The following is a 16673-nucleotide window of genomic DNA, read 5'->3' on the forward strand; positions in this document are numbered from 1 at the left end:
GTGAGCACGAAGACGCCGGCTTTGCATCGCAAAAAGACGGGCTGGCCTGCCGGCAGCCCACGTATTTGTGCGGACGCAGCGCCGCAGCGACTGCGCCTAGGGTCGGACCGCCCCCGCCAGAACCGATTCCATGACGCCCAGTCCCGCCCCGCAAGCGTCCTTCCGCGACCTGTTCACCCCGAAGCTGGTGACGGTCCTGCGCGAGGGCTATGGATGGAGGGACCTGCGCACCGATGCGGTGGCGGGCCTCACCGTCGCCATCGTCGCCCTGCCGCTCTCCATGGCCATCGCCATCGCCTCGGGCGCGACGCCGGACAAGGGGCTGATCACCGCCATCGTCGGCGGTTTCCTCATCTCCGCCCTCGGCGGCTCGCGTTTCCAGATCGGCGGCCCGGCGGGCGCCTTCATCCCCCTCGTCGCGTCGACGATCGCCGTGCACGGCTATGACGGCCTGGTGATCGCCACGTTCATGGCGGGGATCATGCTCGTCGCGGTCGGCTTCCTCAGGCTCGGCACCTACATCAAGTATATCCCCTATCCCGTCACCGTCGGCTTCACCGCCGGCATCGCCGTGATCATCTTCGTCAGCCAAGTCCGCGACCTCCTCGGGCTGCGCCTCTCGGGGCCCGAACCGCCGGAGATGCTGCACAAGCTGCCGGTGCTCTGGCAGGCCCTGCCGACGGTCAATCCGGTCGCCGTGGCCATCGCGGCTCTCGCCATCGGCGGCATCCTGGCGCTGAAGCGCTGGCGGCCGGCCGTGCCCGGCATGCTGGTGATGGTGGCGCTCGGCGCCGCCGCGACGGCGCTCTTCGCACTGCCCGTCGAGACGATCGGCTCGCGCTTCGGGACCCTGCCGACGGGCATCGGCTTCAACGGCCTGCCGGGGCTCTCCCTCGCCCGGGTCCGCGAACTGATCGTGCCAGCCGTCGCCTTCGCCATGCTCGGCGGCATCGAATCGCTCCTCTCGGCCGTCGTCGCCGACGGCATGACCGGGCGGCGCCACCGCTCCAATTGCGAGCTGGTGGCCCAGGGCGTCGCCAACATCGCCTCCGCTCTCTTCGGCGGCCTTCCCGTCACGGGCACGATCGCGCGCACTGCGACCAACGTGCGCGCCGGCGCGCGCGGCCCCGTCGCCGGCATGGCCCACGCCGTCTTCCTCTTCGTCTTCCTGGCCCTCGCCGGCGGCCTGATGAGCTACGTGCCGCTGGCGGCGCTCGCCGGCGTCCTCGCCATCGTCGCCTGGAACATGGCGGAGAAGCGCGAATTCGCCATGCTGCTGCGGGCCTCCGCCGGCGACGCGCTCGTCCTCCTCGCCGCCTTCCTGCTCACCGTCTTCGTCGACCTGACGGCGGGCATCGGCGTCGGCATCGTCCTCGGCTCGCTGCTCTTCATGCACCGGATGGCCGAGGCGATGGCGGTCGACAGCAAGGTGCGGCTCCTCGACGAGGACGTGGCCGACAGCGCGGACGGCCATGGCCGCTTCGACCCCGCCCGCAGCGCCGACCGCCGCATCGTCACCTACCGGCTCAGCGGCGCCTTCTTCTTCGGCGCGGCGGCGACCGTCGCCTCCGTCTTCGACCGCATCGGCGACCCGCCCGCCGTGTTCATCCTGGACATGACGGACGTGCCCTTCCTCGACACGACGGGCGCCTACACGCTCGAAAGCTTCGTCCACAAGCTGGAGCGCGCCGGGACCGCCGTGGTCATCACTGGCCTGCGCGACGGCGGCCGGCAGACCCTCGCCCATTTCGGCATCGCCGAGCCGCGCGTTACCCTCGCCGCGTCGGCGGAAGACGCGATGCGGGCGGCCGAAGCCCGGCTCGCCGTCACCTGACGGGCTCCCGCACCAGGAAACCGACGAGGCCGAGATAGGCGGTGGCCAGCGCCAGCACAATCGTGACCGGCGCCGTGGGCGCGAGATCGGCCACGACGGCCGCGGCCGCCGCGGCCATCCAAAGGACTAGCACGGCGACGGTGAGCCCTCTCAGCGCGACCGTCCGGAAGGGGTGGACGAAGACGAAGGGGGCAAAGGTCGCGCAGACAAGCCCGAGAACGATCACCGCATTGGCCGCGGGCGGCAGGGCGAAGACCATGACGAGGAAGACCGCCACGTTCCAGATGGCGGGAAAGCCTCGGAACCCGCCCCCCGGCGTCTTCATCTCGCCGTCGGCGAAATAGAAGGCGGAAGAGACGAGGATCGCCGCCGCCAGCGGCCAGGCGAGGCCGTCCGGCACCAGCCCGGCCTGGAGCAGCACGAAGACCGGGACGACCACATAGGTGAGGTAGTCGACCACGAGGTCGAGGATCTCGCCGGAATAGCGCGGCAGGCGTTCGGCGACGCGCAGCCGGCGGGCGATGGTGCCGTCGATCCCGTCCACCACCAGGGCGAGGCCGAGCCAGAGGAAGACGGCGGCGAAGCGCCGCTCGGCGGCCGCCTGCAACGCGAGGAGCCCGAGCACCGCCCCGGAGGCCGTGAACACATGAACGGCGACGGCTGATCCGGCTCCCCTGTCCTTCTCCGCCATCATCGCCCCTTGTCCTCCGGGCCGCCCGCCGCGGCGATCTGGACCTTGGGCAGGACGCAGCCGGATGCTAGGAGAGTGGCCCGACACGGCATCAGGCGGCAAGGCGCATGAGCGACATCGCGACCAGGGTGAGATTCGACGTCGTCGTGGTCGGCGCCGGACCGGCGGGCCTGTTCGCCGGGCTCGCACTCGCCGACGCCGGGTTCGACGTGGCCGTCGTCGGCGCCCTGCCCGGCCAGGCGACCGACCGGCGCACCTCGGCGCTGCTCGACGGCTCCGTCCTCGCGCTGCAGCGTCTCGGCGTCTGGGACCGCCTCAGGCCCCATGCTGCGCCGCTCAGGGTCATGCGCCTCGTCGATGCCACCGCCAGTCTCCTGCGCGCACCCGTCTTCGAGGGTCGCTCGGAAGAGATCGGCCTCGACGCCTTCGGCTTCAACCTCGCCAACGACGACATCGGCGAAGCCCTGCTGGCCTGCGCCCGCGACCGGGGCGTCACCCTGGTCGAGGGACACGTCACCGGCGTCGACATCCCCGGCGGAACCCTCACCCTCGCCTCCGGGGAGGTGCTCTCCGCCACGGTCGTCGCCGGGGCGGACGGCCGCCGCTCGCAGGTCCGGGAGGCCGCCGGCATCGAGGTGGTCGCCACCCGCTATCCGCAGACGGCGGTGACCGCGACCTTCGCCCATAGCCGGCCCCACCGCGACGTCTCCACCGAGTTCCACACGCCCACCGGCCCCTTCACCCTCGTGCCGCTGCCGGGCGACCGCTCGAGCCTCGTCTGCGTCGTCACGCCCCGCGAGGCGGATGCGCTGCTGGCGATGGACGACGGCGCCTTCGCCCGCGAGATCGAGAAGCGCTCCGAGGCCATCCTCGGCCGGGTGACGCCGGAGCCCGGCCGCGGCCGCTACGATCTCGGTGCCATGACGCCCCGCCGTTTCGCGGTGCCGGGCGCGGCGCTCGTCGGCGAGGCTGCCCATGTCGTGCCGCCCATCGGTGCCCAGGGCCTGAATCTCGGCATGCGCGACGGTGCGGCCCTCGCCGATTGCCTTTCCGATGCCCGGGCCGCCGGCGAGCCGCTCGGCGGGGGTCGCGCCATGGCGGCCTATGACCGCGCCCGCCGCGCCGACATCGTCAGCCGCACCTTCGCCATCGACGTGCTCAACCGTTCGCTGCTCTCGCCCTTCCTGCCGGTCCACCTCGTCCGGGGTGCCGGCCTCTGGGCGTTGGACCAGATCGGCCCTTTGCGGCGCGCCTTCATGCGCGAGGGGCTGCAGCCTTCCCAGGCGGCGCCGCGCCTGATGCGTCCCGCCGCGCGCGACGCAGCCTGAACGGTCAGGGCGAGAAGATGTTGATCGGCAGGAGCTCGTTCTTCACGAGATAGAGCACGCTCGTCAGCGTACCGACCGACACCACGGTGCCGAGCAGCACCGCGTTCGACGCCTCCTCGACGAAGGTGTCGTATTGCCGGGCGATGATGAAGACGTTGAGGGCCGGCGGCAGGCAGGCCATCAGCGCCGCGGCATAGACCCAGGACGGCTCGAAGGTCCCGAGAAACGACAGGATCAGCACGGCGAGCGCCGGGTGGATCAGCAGTTTCAGGGCAAGGATCGGCGAGATGGCGGCGGCGACGCGACCCAGCGCGGCGAAGCTCTCCATGCGCAGGGCGACGGTGACGCCCAGGGTGAACAGTGCCACGGGCGCCGCCGCGTTCTGCAGGAAGGCGAGCAGCCGGTCGAGCATTTCCGGCGGCTTGAACTGAAGGAAGGCCGAGACGACGCCGGCGACGGTCGCCAGGATGAAGGGATGGGTGACGATCTTTACGATCACCTCCCCCACCACCGACAGGATGGAGCGCCGCGTCGTGCCGTCGAGCGCCATCAGCAGCGGCACCAGCGAGAACAGCAGGATGTTGTCGAAGCAGAAGATCAGCGCCACCGGCGCCGCCGCCTCCGATCCGATGGTCGAAAAGGCGAGGCCCGGGCCCATATAGCCGATATTGCCATAGGCGGCGGCGACGCCCGCCACGGTCGCGTGGCCGGTATGGCCGCCGGACCGCCAGGCCACGTAGGCGAAACCGAGCACGAAGACCGTGAAGGTGGCGAAGGTCGTGCCGACCACGAAGGGCACGTTGTTGAGCTTTTCCAGCGGCGTCTGCGCCAGGATGCGGAAGAACAGGGCCGGCAGCGCGATGTAGATGAGAAAGACGTTCATCCAGGCGAGGCCAGCCTCGGGGATGGGAGTTCCCTTCCAGGCCTTGTAGCGCGCTGTGAAGAAGCCGAGCGCGATCAGGCCGAAGAACGGCATCGCGAGGTTGAGGACCTGGAGCATGGATGGATCGCTGCGCGGCGGGATGTCAGCGACCGCTAGCGGGCGCGACGGCCGGGGTCAACGGCCGAGCCCAAATCAATGAAGGCCCGAGCGCTTGACCCGGTATTCGCCGTCGGCGCCCCGTTCGAACACCTCGTCGACCTGCGGATGGCGGATCGGCTCCCCGCTGGTGTCGATCAAAAGGTTCTGCTCGGAGACATAGGCGATGTACTCGGTCACCTCGTTCTCGGCGAAGAGGTGATAGAAGGGCTGGTCCTTGGAGGGCCGGAGTTCGGCCGGGATCGCCTCGTACCACTCGTCCGTATTGGCGAAGGTCGGGTCCACGTCGAAGACCACGCCCCGGAACGGATGGATCCGGTGCTTCACGATCTGGCCGATCTTGAACTTGGCTTGCCGCGGCTTGTCGATCACGCCGGTCCCTTGGATGCGCTTCGGGGGCGGGACAAAAGCGGCATGGGACCGCCGTGTCAACGCCGTTTCACGCGTTTTACGGATGACCCTGCCGATCAGATCGCATAACGGGCGGAAAAGTCCGGGTCCTTGGCCGCGACGATGCGCGCGAGATCGACCAGCACCTTGGCCTGTTTCCAGGTGGCGTCGTCCTGCATCTTGCCGTCGATCATCACCGCCCCCGATCCGTCGGGCATGGCGGCGAGGATGCGGGCGGCGAAGGCGACCTCGTCCGGATCGGGCGAGAACACACGCTTGGCGATGTCGATCTGCGAGGGATGCAGGGTCCAGGCGCCGGCGCAGCCCATCAGGAAGGCGTTGCGGAACTGCGTCTCGCAGGCGAGAGGATCGGAGAAGTCGCCGAAGGGACCGTAGAAGGGCTTGAGTCCGTTGGCGGCGCAGGCATCCACCATCTTGGCGAGCGTGTAGTGCCAGAGATCCTGCTGGTAGGCGGCGCGCGGCCCCTCGCCGCCGGCATCGGCCACCACCTTGTATTCGGGATGGCCGCCGCCGACCCGTGTCGTCTTCATGGCACGGGAGGCCGCGAGATCCGCCGGCCCGAGGCTCATGCCGTGCATGCGCGGGGAGGCCGCGGCGATCTCCTCGACGTTCTTGACCCCCTCGGCCGTCTCCAGGATGGCGTGGATCAGGATCGGCTTGGCGACCCTGTGGCGGGCCTCGAGCTGGGCGAGGAGCTGGTCGAGATAGTGGATGTCCCAGGCCCCCTCCACCTTCGGCAGCATGATGACGTCGAGCTTGTTGCCGACCTCGGCGACGATCTGCGTCAGGTCGTCGAGAATCCACGGTGAGTTCAGCGCATTGACGCGCGTCCAAACGCCGGTCGTGCCGAAATCGGTCTCCCTCACCATGGCGATGAAGCCGGCGCGCGCCGCCTCCTTGGCGTCGAGCGGGATCGCGTCCTCGAGGTTGCCGAGCACGATGTCGACGCTCCTGGCGAGTTCCGGAACCTTGGCCCGCACCTTCTCCAGGTGCGGCGGCACGAAATGGATCATCCGCTCCAGCCGGACCGGCAACTCCCGGTAGGGCTCGGGGGCCCCGATCGCCAGCGGCTTGTAGACGTTGCGCGGCAACTTCATGTCCCACTCCTCGTTGCGACCAGCGCTACAGGAGGCGGTTGCACCGCACAATTCCGTGGAAGGGCGGATGGACGAAAAAAGGGCGCGGAACCGGTCCGCGCCCTTTCGGGAATGGCTGGCAGAGAAGCGTCAGCGCTGCGGCGGGGCGAGCGGCTGCATGCCGGCCGGCGCGCCCGGGACGGGCGCGGCACCGGGGGTGGCGCCCTGCTGCTGGCGCTGCTGCTGCTCCTGCAGGCGGCGCTGGGCCTCCTCGCCGCGGCGCTGCAGTTCGGCCTGCAGCCGGCGCTGACTCTCCTCGTAGGCCTTCGGGTCCACCGGCTCGCCGTCATAGGAGGCCTGGAAGCCCTGCAGCGACATGCCGAGCGAGATGGCCCGGTTGTTCATGTTGACGACCTGGATGTTGAGGTTCGTCGAACGCTTCATCCGGGTCAGGAACTCCGGCTGCAGTTCCATCTGGGCGAAGCAGGCGTTCGGCAGGCAGACCTCGTAGCGCATGGCCTGCGGCTGCGCCTGGCCCTGGCCCTCGAGCACGACGCGGATGCCCGGCTGGAGCGACATGCCGACCGGCACGGCGATGATCAGGCGCGGCTTCTCGCCCTCGAGGTCGCGGATCTGCACGGAGGCGAGCATCTGGCCGTTCTCGGCGCGGGTCTCCTGCACGACCATGCAGAGCTTCTTCGTCGTCGGCGGCGTGCGCTCGTCGGTCGGAACCTGGTCGCAGAGCTTCACCCAGGGAGTCTGGATGGCGGCGAGATTGTCCTGGGCGCCAGCGGCCGGGGCGGCGGGCTGAGCCGGGGCGGCCTGAGCGGGAGCAGGCTGGGCCGGACGCTGCGCCGGGCGCTGCTGGGCCTGCGCCAGGGCGAAAGCGGGCACCAGCGCGAGAGCGAGGCCTGCTCCGACGCGAGCCGCGGCTTTGGCGGAGAACGACATGAAAGGTCCTTTCGATCGTGTCCGAAGCGCAGGCAGGGAGCCTGGGCGGGCCGGACCTTAATGGGTCGGATTCGGACGCGCTATGTCGCTGTCGAACGTGGCGACACGGTGGCGCGGTCCCTCGTCGCGCTCAATAGCGGCTCGCCGTCCCGTTGAAAAGCCGGAATCACCCTGCCTCATGCTAGGGATCGAGCCGGACCAACCCACCGGATTCCATGCTGCATCGCAACCTGCCCGTCCTCTTCGCCATGGCCCTGCTGGCCTGCCTCGGAACGGCCCCCGCCGTGGCCGAGATGCCGCGCGCGCCGCTGCGCCACGCCCTCGCCATGCACGGTGAGCCGGCGGGCCCGCCCGACCTCGCCCACCGGCGCTACGTCAACCCCGACGCGCCGAAGGGCGGGCGCATCGTCCTCGGCGTGCAGGGCACGTTCGACACGCTCAACCCTTTCGTCGTGCGCGGCCTGCCCGTGCCGGGCGCGCGCCAGTACCTCTGGGAGACGCTGCTGGCGCGCTCCTACGACGAGCCCTTCACCCTCTATCCGCAGATCGCGGCGGCTCTCGAACTGCCCGAGGACCGCTCCTGGATCATCTTCCACGTCGATCCGCGCGCCCGCTTCTCCGACGGCCGGCCGGTGACTGCCGCCGACGTGCGCTTCTCCTTCGAACTGCTGAAGGAGCGCGGCCGGCCGAACCATCGCAGCTATTACGCGAAGGTGAAGAGCGTCGCGCTCCTCGACGAGCGGACGATCCGCTTCGACCTCGCCGGCGCCAACGACCGCGAATTGCCGCTGATCCTCGGCCTCATGCCGATCCTCCCCGCCCATGCCACCGATCCCGCCACCTTCGAGGAGACGACGCTCGAGCCGCCTGTGGGCTCAGGGCCCTATGTGATCGGCGAGGTTCGGGCCGGCGAGAGCCTCAGCCTCCGGCGCGACCCGAACTGGTGGGGGCGCGACCTTCCCATCAACCGCGGTCTCTTCAACTTCGACGAGATCCGCTTCGACTTCTATCGCGACGGCAACACGCTGTTCGAGGCCTTCAAGAAGGGCCTGGTCGACAGCCGGGTCGAGACCGATCCCGGCCGCTGGGCCTCGGGCTATGATTTTCCCGCCATGCGCGAGGGCCGGATCGTCCGCGCGACGCTGCGGCCCGGTACCCCGAAGGGCATCCGCGGCCTGACCATGAACACGCGGCGGCCGCCGTTCGAGGACGTCCGCGTCCGCGAGGCGCTGGGCCTCCTCTTCGACTTCGAGTGGACCAACCGCGCCCTCTATGCCGGCGGTTTCGAGCGGACGCAGTCGCTGTTCGAGGGCTCGGAACTCTCCGCCCGCGGCCGGTCCGCGGCGGAGGACGAGCGCCGCCTGCTCGCCGCGACGGGGGCCAGCGTGCGGACCGACATCCTCGACGGTACCTATCAGGTGCCGGTCTCCGACGGCTCGGGCAGCGATCGCAGCAGGCTGCGCCAGGCCATCGCCCTCTTCGCCGCAGCCGGCTGGCGGCTGGAGAACGGCGCCATGCGCCATGCCGCGAGCGGAAAGCCCTTCACCTTCGAATTCCTCGTCGCCACCCGCGACCAGGAGCGCCTCGCCCTCACCTACCAGCGTTTCCTCCAGCGCGCCGGCATCCGCATGGCGGTCCGCAACGTGGACGCGGTGCAGTACGACCGCCGGCTGCGCGACTACGACTTCGACATGGTCGACTACCGCTGGTGGAACACCTCGCTCTCCCCCGGCAACGAACAGGCCTTCTACTGGGGCGTCGCCGCCGGCCGCTCGCCCGGCAGTCGCAACCTGCCCGGCATCGCCGACCCCGCCGTCGACCGGCTGGTGGAGGCCATCGTCGAGGCGCGCCGGCGCGAGGATCTCGTCACCGCCGCCCGGGCCCTCGACCGCGTCATCACCTCCGGCTTCTACTGGGTTCCGCTGTTCCACCAGCCGTCCCAGTGGATCGCCCGTTGGAATCATATCGGCATGCCTGCCGAATCATCCGTTTTCGGCTATCTCGTTGAGACGTGGTGGCGTCGTGACGCCGGTGGGGCAGACGAACAGTGATTCTCGGGCGTGGCAGGAAGGGGACGGCCTCGGGCCTGGCGGGCCGCGCGACGCTCGACTCGCTGTTGCGCCGCGCCGCCGAGATCCGTCCCGCCGCGCGGGCGCTCACCGACGCGCCGAACCGCCCCCACCTCATCGGCGGCGAGCCGCGCCAGCTCTCCTGGGCCGAGCTCGACGGTCTGGTCGACGCCCTCGCCGGCCGCCTCAGGGACATGGGCCTGCCGACCGACGCCGTGGTCGCGACCCAGTTCGCACTGTCGAGCGACGCCGTCATCACCCTCCTCGCCCTCATGCGCGCCGGCCTCGTCGCCGCGCCCATCCCGCTCGGCTGGGGACGGCGCGAAACCACCGCCCATCTCCAGCGCATCGGCGCCCGCGCCATCCTGACGGCAGGTCGCGCCGGTCCGGTCGACTGCGCCGACATGATGCGTTTCGCCGCGGCGGAAACCTTCTCCGTGCGCTTCGTCCTCTCGCTCGGCGGTCCCTCGCTCGACGGCGTCATCCCGCTCGACGACGTGCTGGCCCATCCCGCCGCGGCCGAACGGGTGGAGATCGCCCGTCCCGACAATCCCGCCGACCACGTCGCGGTGGTGACCCCCGACGCGGTGGCCGAGGGCCATATCGCCGTCGCCCGCAGTCACAACGAGCTGATAGCCGGCGGCCTCGCCGCCTTCATGGCCGGCGTTCCCGACGAACACTCCGTCTTCGCCGCCACACTCGCCCCCGACTGTTTCGCCGGGCTCGCCCTGCAGATCGTGCCCTGGCTGATGTCGGGAGGCACCCTCGTCGCCCATCCGCCGCTCGCCCTGCGCATCGTCCTCGACCGGCTCGCGCCCGACGGCGCCACCCACGCCGTTCTGCCGGCTGCCGCGGCCGCCGCGATCGTCTCCGCCCCGCTCGCCCAGCGTCCGTCTCTGCGCCACCTCGCCCTGTTCTCCCGCCGGCCCGTCGAGGCCGAAGCCTTCGCCGAAGCGATCGCCGAGGGCCTCGCCGTCGACGTCTTCCTCGGCATCGGCGAGACGGCGGTGGCCCGCGCCCTGAAGGACGGCGCCGGCGCGATCATGCTCGGCCCCGACACCCACACCTCCGGCAGCGGCCAGTCGCCGGTGCTGGTCGAATCCCGCGTCGGCCCCGAGGGGCGGCTGGAGCTGCGCGGCGCCATGGTGCCCCGCGCCGCCTTTCCGCCCGGTGCGGAGAACGGGGTTCCGCCCTATTGGTCCGTGGACGAGGGCGGCTTCCGCGACACCGGCCTTCCCGCCGCCGCCGACAAGGCGCGCAAGAGTCTCTCCATCGGTTCGCGCGAGCCGGGCGTCGTCTCGATCGGCGGACGCCGCTTCGCCGAGGCCGCCCTGCGCGCCGCCTATGTCGAGGCCGGCCGCGAGATCGCGCCGGTGATCCGGCCCGACCCGCTGCTCGGCGACCGGGTCTCCGGCGTCGTCGGCGACGGCCGCGCGATCGCCGGCCTCGCCGGCCGCCTGATCGAGACCGGCGTTACCCCCCTCGCCATCCCCGGCGGCACGCGCCAGGCGGGTCAGCTTCCCTTCGAGGACACCCGCCCGCGCGAGCCCGAAGCCATCCTCGACCCGCTGGGGGACGCCCATTCCGCCCTCGCACAACTGCTGAGCGTGGCGCGCGCGGCCGCGGGGTATTAAGTCTGGGCTTTGCCCCAGGGAGCCCGCCATGGCCGACACCCCGTTCCCGACGCCGCAGACGCTGACGATCGACGTCGTTTCCGACGTCGTCTGTCCCTGGTGTTTCGTCGGCAAGCGCCGGCTGGAAAAGGCGCTGGCCCTGACGCCGGACATCGCCACCGAGATCCGCTGGCGGCCCTATCAGCTCGCCCCCGAGCTCCCGCCCGAGGGCAAGCCGCGGCGCCAGTACATGCTGGACAAGTTCGGCGATCCCGACCGCGTTCGCCAGATCCACGAACGCCTGACCGGCATCGGTGCCGAGGAGGGGATCGCCTTCGACTTCGACCGCATCGAGGTCGCTCCCAACACCCTGAACGCCCATCGCCTGATCCTCTGGGCCCGCTCGCCGGACATCCAGAGCCGCGTGGTGGAGGCGCTGTTCACCGCCTTCTTCGTCGAGGGCCGCAACCTCGCCGACGACGACGAACTCATCGCGATCGGCGAGGCCTGCGGTCTCGACGGGACCCTGCTCGCCGAACTCTTTCCCACCGACGCCGACGTCGAGCGCACCCGGCGCGAATATGCCTCGGCCCAGCGGATCGGCGTGACCGGCGTGCCCTTCTTCATCGTCGCGGGGCGCTATGGAATCGCCGGCGCGGAGGCTCCCGAGACGATCGCCGGCGCCATCCGCCAGGCCGCCTCCGAGACGGTGGCCTGACCGCCGGCCGCCCCTGCGGGCGCGGTCGTTGCAGAGCCGCCGCGAAGGCGCTAGGTCGGTTCCATGGCACAGTCATCCAGCCTCACCCATCTCGACGCCAGCGGCGCGGCCAACATGGTCGACGTCTCGGCGAAGCCGGCGACGGAACGCACCGCAGTGGCGGTGGGCCGGGTGGTGATGAAACCCGAGACCCTCGCCATCGTGCGCGCCGGCGACGCCAAGAAGGGCGACGTGCTGGGCACCGCCCGCCTGGCCGGGATCATGGCGGCCAAGCGCACCCATGAGCTCATCCCGCTCTGCCACCCGCTGCTGCTGACCAAGGTGGCCGTGGACTTGACCCCCGACGACGGCCTTCCCGGCGTCCGGGTGAGCGCCACCGTGAAGGTGTCGGGGCAGACTGGCGTCGAGATGGAGGCGCTCACCGCGGTCTCGGTGGCCTGCCTGACGGTCTACGACATGGTCAAGGCGGTCGACCGCGGCATGCGGATCGAGGCGATCCACCTCGTCGAGAAAACCGGCGGCGCCTCCGGCCCCTACAGGGCCCCGTGAGCCATGGCGGGGCTGCTACCCGTCGATGAGGCGCTGGCCCGGGTCCTGGCGGGCGCCGAACCCCTCCCTGAAGAATGGATCGCCGTCGGCGACTGCGACGGCCGCGTTCTGACGCGCGACCTCGTCGCCGGCCGCAGCCAGCCGCCCGAGGACGTCTCCTCCATGGACGGCTACGCGGTGCGCGCCGCGGACCTTCCCGGTCGCCTCGCCGTCATCGGCGAATCGGCGGCCGGCCGGGGCTTTGCGGGACAGATGGCGGCGGGCGAGGCCGTCCGAATCTTCACCGGCGCCGGCGTGCCCGTCGGTGCCGATGCCGTGGTGATGCAGGAGGATGCGGCACGAGAGGGCGACCGTGTCCTGATCGCCGGCACCGCCCGGCCCGGCCAGTTCATCCGCCGCCGCGGGCTCGACTTCACCGAGGGACTGACCGGCCTTGCCGCCGGCACGCTCATGAATCCGCGGCGCCTCGCGCTCGCCGCCGCCATGAACCACGCCATCGTGCCCGTGCACGGCCGTCCGCGCGTCGCCATCCTGTCGACCGGCGACGAACTGGTGGAGCCGGGAACGGTGCCGGGTCCTGGCCAGATCGTCTCGTCCAACGCCCTCGCCATCGCCGCCGTCGTCCGCCGGGCCGGCGGCGAGCCGACCCTGCTCGGCATTTCCCCCGACCGCCTCGACGCCACGCTCGAGCGCGTGCGCTTCGCCCGGCAGAGCGGTCACCACGTGCTCGTCACCTCCGGCGGCGCCTCGGTGGGCGAATACGACCTGATGCGTGACGTGATCGCCGCGGAAGGCGCCGAACCCGGCTTCTGGAAGATCGCCATGCGCCCCGGCAAGCCGCTGATGATGGCCGATCTCGGAGCCATGCGGCTGCTCGGCCTGCCGGGAAACCCGGTCGCCTCCTTCGTCTGTTCCATGCTCTTCCTGCGGCCGCTCCTGCTGCGCCTCGCCGGCCGCGGCGATTCGGCCGAGGAGCCCGAAGAGGCCGTCCTCGGTGCCGACGTCCCGGCGAACGACCTGAGGGCCGACCACCTCAGGGCGAGCCTCGCGCAGCGCGACGGGCGGCTGGTCGCCACCCCCTTCCCCGTCCAGGATTCCTCCATGATCCGGGTGCTGGCCGAGGCCGAGGCGCTGATCCTGAGGGCGCCGCATGCGCCGGCCGTCGCCGCCGGCTCCCCCTGCCGGATCCTGCGGCTCGATCGCTAGGCGGCGCCTTTACCGGATCTCAACGGTTGCGGAACACATAAAGAACAGATAGTGATTGTTCATGATCTGTTCGGTTGAGTCGGCCGACGGCACTGCAGGGGACGGGAACCGATGCTGACGCGCAAGCAACATGAACTTCTCCGCTTCATCCAGGAGCGGCTGAAGGAAAGCGGCGTGCCCCCCTCCTTCGACGAGATGAAGGAGGCGCTGGACCTCAAGTCGAAATCCGGCATCCACCGGCTGATCACGGCGCTGGAGGAGCGTGGGTTCATTCGCCGGCTACCGAATCGGGCCCGCGCCCTCGAGGTGATTCGCCAGCCGGAGCAGTCCGCTGGTCCGGCCCGCGGCAAGTTCTCCCCGAGCGTCATCGAGGGCTCCCTCGGCCGCGTCCGGCCGCCGGCTCAGGACGACGACGTGGCCATGCCCGTCGCCGTGCCGCTGATGGGCCGCATCGCCGCGGGCGTGCCGCGGGAAGCCATCGAACAGCGTATGTCCACGGTGTCGGTCCCGCCGGAAATGCTGGCGCGCGGCGAGCACTATGCCCTTGAGGTGCGTGGTGATTCGATGATCGAGGCCGGCATCCTGGAGGGCGATCTGGCGCTCATCCGCAAGGGCGACAGCGCCGAGACCGGCGACATCGTCGTCGCCCTGATCGACGACGAGGAGGCGACGCTGAAGCGGCTGCGCAAGCGCGGCACCTCCATCGCGCTGGAGGCCGCCAACCCCGCTTACGAGACCCGCGTCCTCGGGCCTGACCGGGTGCAGATCCAGGGCAAGCTGGTGGGCCTCATCCGCCGCTACTGAGCCCTTTTACTGAGCCGGCTCCACATCATCCTCGATCTCGTCCGTTGCCGACGCCTTCTGCGTCGCGGGCGGAGTGCGCGCCGGGGCCCTGACGAGCACCGGGGTGGTTCCGGGCGGACGCGGCCGGAACCACGGCCTGTCGGTGCCGTCCGGCCGGGCCGCCTCGACGCGCAAGGCCCCGGCGTTCTCGTGGAGGCGCACGGCCCCGGTGCGGGCGATGGCGCGCAGGTCGACGATCACCGCCGCGCAGGCCTCCGGCGGATCGTGCCGCGTGACGACGATGCGCGCCTCGCGGCAATCGTCGGCGAGCGCGTCCGGGTGGCGCGGCACGGCGATCCGCCCTCCCCCCGCCAGCGGCATGGCACAGCCGAGCGGATCGCAGCGAACGCCCTGCTGCAGGCTCTCGTCCACCGCGCTGCGGCCGTCCGCCTCGGCGGTGAGCCATCGCTGGACGGCGAAGCGGTTGCCGCGGGCGGAAACGACCCGTAACCGCCCGTCCGGCGCACGGGCGGCGACCGTCGCCCCCTCGGCGTCGACCAGGATCAGCGGACGCTGCCCCGCCGGGGCGAGGGCGAGGCCCAGCGCGACGAACGGCAGGCCGAGCCAGCGCAGCGGCGTCGACAGCAAGGCGACCACGATGAAGCCCGCCGACAGGACCAGCAGCCCGGACGGCGCCAGCGACGGCACGATGACGCGGCCGCCGGGCCAGGACGCCACCCATTCCCCCGAGCGGACGAAGAGGTCGATGCCGAGCCCGGCCAGGGCCCAGACCGGCCGGTCCCAGCCGAAGGGCCAGAGCAGCAGCGCGAGGATCTGCAGCGGCATGACGAAGAACTCGATGATCGGCGCGCCGATGAGGTTGCCCGCCACGCCGTAGAGATGGACCGTGTTGAAGTGGAAGGCCGCATAGGGCGTGGTCGCCAGCGATGCGACGAAGGAGCTCGCGGCGAGGCCGATGATGCCGTTGGTGACGATGAGCAGAGACCGCCCCCATCCCGCCGGATCGCCCGAATGGCGCTCGGCCCAGGGCCGCAGGGTGACATAGCCGGAGACGAGGGCGAGCGTCGCGGCGAAGGACATCTGGAAGCTCGGCCCCAGCAGGCTTTCCGGCGCGATGGCGAGGACCGCGAGGGCGGCCAGCGCCAGGGTGCGCAGTGTCAGCGCCCCGCGGTCCAGGGCGACGCCCACCAGCACCACCGCGATCATGATCCAGGAGCGCTGGGTCGCCACCTCCGCTCCCGAGATCACCAGATAGGCCGTGGCGACGGCGAGCGCCGCCAGCGCCGCCCAGGCCTTGACGTGGCGCCTCAGCGTCAGCGCCGGGACGAGGGCCAGCCCGCCGCGGACGAGGGCGAAGACCAGCGCCGCCACCAGCGCCATGTGGAAGCCGGATATCGACAGGATGTGGTAGGTGCCGGCCGCCCGCATGGCCTCGTTGATGCCCTCGGGAATGCCGTCGCGCCGGCCGGTCACGAGGGCGTCGGCGATGGCGCCGGACGTCCCGGGTATGGCGGCGCGGATACGCTCGCTGATGGCGCTGCGCATCCGCTCGTGAGCGGCCCGCAGCCGCACGCCGAGCGGCTGCTCGGAGGTCAGTGTCGCCGCCGTCACGGGGCCGACCACGAAACCGCTCGCGCCGAGACCCATGAAATAGGCGTCGCGGCCGAAATCATACTGGCCCGGAGCCGCGGGATCGGCTGGCGGCCTGAGCCGCGCCGTCAGCGCCACCGGCTGGCCCGGCACCGCCGTGGTGCGGGTGCGGCTGGTGACGCGGATGCGCTGGGGGCTCCGCTCCGGCGCCGGGCTGACGGTGACGACCCGCAGCGTCAGCCGGTCGCCGGCCTCGCGCCGCTCCACCCCCTCCACCCAGGCCTCGATGCGCAGCAACCCGGTTTCCGCGGCGAGCACGGGATGGGCCATCAGGCGCGTCTTCACCGTTCCCGCCGCAAAGCCCCAGACGACGGCGGCGAGCCCCGTCGCGACGAGGAAGGCGCGGTAGCGATGGCGCAGCCGCATCGCCAGGAGCGCGAGAGCCGCGGCGAGCCCGAGCGGCGCCGCCAGCGACGGTTCCTCGGGCGCCGCGAAATAGAGGAGGATGCCGGTGCCCATCGCGACCGGCAGCATCAGGAAGGCCCGCCCCCGCTCCAGTTCGAGCGCGCCCCAGGCGAGGAGCCGTGCGCGCCAGGCCTCCGCGAAGGGCGCGACGGCGAGGCCCGCCGGCGGCACGGCGCGGCCGGCCAGCACGGCGGCGATGGCTCTCGCCCGTCCCCTCAACGCGCCGTCTCCATGGGCCGCTCCCCAAGCCCTTCACAACATGCTACAGCCACGCGCTTTCCGGCGCCGAGCCTAACGCGGCCCGGCTTCCCCTGTCGTCTTCGGAAGAA

14 protein-coding genes are annotated in these 16673 nt (G+C 71.2%); 8 read left to right on the forward strand and 6 right to left on the reverse strand.

Features of this window, described 5'->3' with window-relative positions; translation table 11 throughout:
• The first annotated feature begins 130 nt into the window (after positions 1-130).
• Positions 131-1834, forward strand: coding sequence for a SulP family inorganic anion transporter (locus C6569_RS07705; protein ID WP_106748297.1), 1704 nt, complete (start codon positions 131-133; stop codon positions 1832-1834).
• On the opposite strand, the gene C6569_RS07710 is transcribed toward C6569_RS07705, so the two are convergent.
• Positions 1827-2528 (reverse strand): CDP-alcohol phosphatidyltransferase family protein, encoded by a 702-nt coding sequence (locus tag C6569_RS07710; protein WP_106748298.1) that lies wholly within the window; start codon positions 2526-2528, stop codon positions 1827-1829. The genes C6569_RS07705 and C6569_RS07710 overlap by 8 nt on opposite strands.
• A 104-nt stretch (positions 2529-2632) precedes the next feature.
• Between C6569_RS07710 and C6569_RS07715 the strand changes: the two genes are divergently transcribed.
• Complete coding sequence (locus C6569_RS07715) at positions 2633-3853, forward strand: UbiH/UbiF family hydroxylase (protein WP_106748299.1); 1221 nt, start codon at positions 2633-2635, stop codon at positions 3851-3853.
• 4 nt (positions 3854-3857) lie between these two features.
• On the opposite strand, the gene C6569_RS07720 is transcribed toward C6569_RS07715, so the two are convergent.
• The 4 genes from C6569_RS07720 to C6569_RS07735 form a co-directional block, all read right to left on the reverse strand.
• Entirely contained in the window at positions 3858-4853 is a 996-nt protein-coding gene (locus C6569_RS07720; RefSeq protein WP_106748300.1) for an AEC family transporter, read from the reverse strand.
• A gap of 75 nt (positions 4854-4928) precedes the next feature.
• Complete coding sequence (gene hspQ, locus C6569_RS07725) at positions 4929-5264, reverse strand: heat shock protein HspQ (protein WP_106748301.1); 336 nt, start codon at positions 5262-5264, stop codon at positions 4929-4931.
• A 95-nt stretch (positions 5265-5359) separates the two neighbouring features.
• The gene (locus C6569_RS07730) at positions 5360-6400 is read right to left on the reverse strand and encodes an HpcH/HpaI aldolase/citrate lyase family protein (RefSeq protein WP_106748302.1); all 1041 of its coding nucleotides are present in this window, start codon (positions 6398-6400) and stop codon (positions 5360-5362) included.
• Positions 6401-6529: 129 nt separating this feature from the next.
• A complete protein-coding gene (locus C6569_RS07735; RefSeq protein ID WP_106748303.1) occupies positions 6530-7330 on the reverse strand; it encodes an invasion associated locus B family protein in 801 nt (266 codons plus the stop codon).
• A 215-nt stretch (positions 7331-7545) separates the two neighbouring features.
• On the opposite strand from C6569_RS07735, the gene C6569_RS07740 reads away from it, so the two are divergent.
• From C6569_RS07740 to lexA, 6 genes are all read left to right on the forward strand, one after another.
• A complete protein-coding gene (locus C6569_RS07740) occupies positions 7546-9381 on the forward strand; it encodes an extracellular solute-binding protein (RefSeq protein WP_106748304.1) in 1836 nt (611 codons plus the stop codon).
• Complete coding sequence (locus tag C6569_RS07745) at positions 9378-11033, forward strand: AMP-binding protein (protein WP_106748305.1); 1656 nt, start codon at positions 9378-9380, stop codon at positions 11031-11033. The genes C6569_RS07740 and C6569_RS07745 overlap by 4 nt, the downstream gene beginning before the upstream one ends.
• A gap of 28 nt (positions 11034-11061) precedes the next feature.
• Positions 11062-11730: a DsbA family oxidoreductase gene (locus C6569_RS07750; RefSeq protein ID WP_106748306.1), complete on the forward strand. Its 669-nt coding sequence runs from the start codon at positions 11062-11064 to the stop codon at positions 11728-11730.
• Between the two features lie 63 nt (positions 11731-11793).
• Positions 11794-12279: a cyclic pyranopterin monophosphate synthase MoaC gene (moaC, locus tag C6569_RS07755; protein ID WP_106748307.1), complete on the forward strand. Its 486-nt coding sequence runs from the start codon at positions 11794-11796 to the stop codon at positions 12277-12279.
• A gap of 3 nt (positions 12280-12282) precedes the next feature.
• The gene (locus C6569_RS07760) at positions 12283-13485 is read left to right on the forward strand and encodes a molybdopterin molybdotransferase MoeA (protein ID WP_106748308.1); all 1203 of its coding nucleotides are present in this window, start codon (positions 12283-12285) and stop codon (positions 13483-13485) included.
• Positions 13486-13596: 111 nt separating this feature from the next.
• The gene (gene lexA / locus C6569_RS07765) at positions 13597-14289 is read left to right on the forward strand and encodes a transcriptional repressor LexA (RefSeq protein ID WP_106748309.1); all 693 of its coding nucleotides are present in this window, start codon (positions 13597-13599) and stop codon (positions 14287-14289) included.
• 6 nt (positions 14290-14295) lie between these two features.
• Here the strand turns inward: lexA and C6569_RS07770 are convergent, their stop codons facing one another.
• A complete protein-coding gene (locus C6569_RS07770) occupies positions 14296-16563 on the reverse strand; it encodes a ComEC/Rec2 family competence protein (RefSeq protein ID WP_146144757.1) in 2268 nt (755 codons plus the stop codon).
• Positions 16564-16673: the final 110 nt, after the last annotated feature.

The organism is Phreatobacter cathodiphilus (genome assembly GCF_003008515.1).
Classification (GTDB): Bacteria; Pseudomonadota; Alphaproteobacteria; order Rhizobiales; family Phreatobacteraceae; genus Phreatobacter; species Phreatobacter cathodiphilus.

Bases quoted from the DNA above. Each gene is read 5' to 3' on its own strand.
- C6569_RS07705 (WP_106748297.1), top strand. From the start codon at position 131: ATGACGCCCAGTCCCGCCCCGCAAGCGTCCTTCCGCGACCTGTTCACC.
- C6569_RS07710 (WP_106748298.1), bottom strand. From the start codon at position 2,528: ATGATGGCGGAGAAGGACAGGGGAGCCGGATCAGCCGTCGCCGTTCAT.
- C6569_RS07715 (WP_106748299.1), top strand. From the start codon at position 2,633: ATGAGCGACATCGCGACCAGGGTGAGATTCGACGTCGTCGTGGTCGGC.
- C6569_RS07720 (WP_106748300.1), bottom strand. From the start codon at position 4,853: ATGCTCCAGGTCCTCAACCTCGCGATGCCGTTCTTCGGCCTGATCGCG.
- C6569_RS07730 (WP_106748302.1), bottom strand. From the start codon at position 6,400: ATGAAGTTGCCGCGCAACGTCTACAAGCCGCTGGCGATCGGGGCCCCC.
- C6569_RS07735 (WP_106748303.1), bottom strand. From the start codon at position 7,330: ATGTCGTTCTCCGCCAAAGCCGCGGCTCGCGTCGGAGCAGGCCTCGCT.
- C6569_RS07740 (WP_106748304.1), top strand. From the start codon at position 7,546: ATGCTGCATCGCAACCTGCCCGTCCTCTTCGCCATGGCCCTGCTGGCC.
- C6569_RS07750 (WP_106748306.1), top strand. From the start codon at position 11,062: ATGGCCGACACCCCGTTCCCGACGCCGCAGACGCTGACGATCGACGTC.
- moaC (WP_106748307.1), top strand. From the start codon at position 11,794: ATGGCACAGTCATCCAGCCTCACCCATCTCGACGCCAGCGGCGCGGCC.
- C6569_RS07760 (WP_106748308.1), top strand. From the start codon at position 12,283: ATGGCGGGGCTGCTACCCGTCGATGAGGCGCTGGCCCGGGTCCTGGCG.
- lexA (WP_106748309.1), top strand. From the start codon at position 13,597: ATGCTGACGCGCAAGCAACATGAACTTCTCCGCTTCATCCAGGAGCGG.